This is a genomic window from Ruegeria sp. AL12, from assembly GCF_056540885.1.
The window spans coordinates 1-1,587 of record NZ_JBQFXN010000038.1 but is presented as its reverse complement, the minus strand read 5'-3'; the positions used below and the strand labels follow the sequence as shown (position 1 = coordinate 1,587).

The window sequence follows — 1,587 nt, the reverse complement described above, 5'->3', positions numbered from 1 at the left end:
GCCTGAGCCATAAGGATGTCTTTAGCCAGGTACGTGAGGCCGGCGGCGTGACTGGGGCTGTCACACACAGTTTTTGGTCGCAGTTCTTCAACCGTCACCCGTTCGACTATGTCCGCGACGTCGAATATGACGAGCCAGAGAGCCAGACCATCAATCACGGTCGCTTTCACAGCATGACCGGCTACGGCAAAGACAACCAGATGACCCCGTCCGACGTCGATCTATTTGCCACCTTGACCAATCTGTGTCTGCGCTTTGGGCTGGACTATGGCATCCTGCACACCTGTACACTGGACAGCATGGGGCACCGTTTCTATCACGACTGCGAAGAAATGGATCATGCCTGCTTTGTTGCAGACGAGATGCTGGCCCCGTTCATCCCTCGCTGGCGCCAATTGGGGTATGAGGTGATCGTCACCGCCGATCATGGCCAAGACGAGCGCGGACACCACGGAGGGCGCAGCCCCCTGCAACAGGAAACCGCGCTGTATTACTTCGGCGAGGCCGACGGGCCTGACGTAGAAACCGTAATCGACCAGATCCAATTGGCCCCGACCATTCTGAGCCGATTGGGTGCGCCCCTCGCAGACACGATGAGGGCTAAGCCGTTCCTGATGTAACTGACTGACTTCAGTCGTAGGGCCAGATCTCTTGCCCCAGTGCTTCGATAGCGACCGAGATCCGTTCGAAGCTGTCTGCTGCGCGCTTTACCGAGGTTCGCGCGCGCAGGTACCCATGGACAAGGCCAGGTTCGTTGATCCAATGGGCCAGACCACCAGCTGCGCTGATCCGCTCGCAATAGTCCTTCCCGTCATCACGGAGCGGATCACAATCAGCAGTAATCACAACAGTAGGCGGCAGTTTCGAGAAATCATTGTCCTGTAGCGGCGCGTAAGTCGGATCGCCCTGAGGCGGGGTACCTGCGTATCGGACGGTTTCGTAGAATTTAATATCGTCCAGTGTCAGTAAAGGAGCATGGGCGTGCTCAAGATATGAGCCGCGCGATTGGTCTCCGCCAAAACCGGGGTAGATCAGCACCTGCCCCAGTATATTGTCCAACCGCCCGCGCGCATGGTGGGCGATAGCTGCTGCCAGATTTCCTCCCGCACTATCCCCGGCCAGAACAAGCGGGTCGCCATACTCAGCCGCCGCCCATTTCACAGCCGTCCAGCAATCCTGGAACTGCGCCGGATGCACATGTTCAGGGCACAGCCTGTAGTCAACTGAAACGACGCGGTATCCCGTTTGGGCACAGAACTCGGCACAGACATCATCATGGCTGTCCAGCCCGCCAACAACAAAGCCACCACCATGAAAATAGACGACCGTTCTGGTCGGATGTCCGGCGGTATAATGGCGGACCGGCACGCCATCGGCGTACAGGTCCTGGGTTTCGACACCGGCAGGGCGCGGTTGGCGAAACTGCTCGCACATCGTGTCATAGACGCGACGCTGGTCCTCGATGGACAAATCGACCGCATCATCCGGATAGCTTTCGGCCGTGCGGCGTATGAACGCCCAGGTTTCTTCGTCGATCAGGCGTTCATAGTCCATTGTTCCTCCGGCTTATTTGGACCACTCCCAGGG

General features: G+C 58.2%; 2 protein-coding genes. One reads left to right on the top strand and one right to left on the bottom strand.

Annotated elements, in window-relative coordinates; all coding sequences use genetic code 11:
* Positions 1-620 (top strand): alkaline phosphatase family protein (locus tag ACR0C6_RS21105; RefSeq protein WP_480621050.1); only part of this gene is annotated, 620 nt, incomplete at its 5' end.
* 10 nt (positions 621-630) lie between these two features.
* Here the strand turns inward: ACR0C6_RS21105 and ACR0C6_RS21100 are convergent.
* Positions 631-1,554 carry an alpha/beta hydrolase gene (locus ACR0C6_RS21100; RefSeq protein WP_480482042.1) on the bottom strand — a complete coding sequence of 308 codons (924 nt, stop codon included), beginning with the start codon at positions 1,552-1,554 and terminating at the stop codon, positions 631-633.
* Between the last annotated feature and the right edge of the window lie 33 nt (positions 1,555-1,587).

What these genes read in the sequence shown, in the direction of transcription:
- ACR0C6_RS21100 (WP_480482042.1), bottom strand. Translation starts at nt 1,554, where the DNA reads ATGGACTATGAACGCCTGATCGACGAAGAAACCTGGGCGTTCATACGC.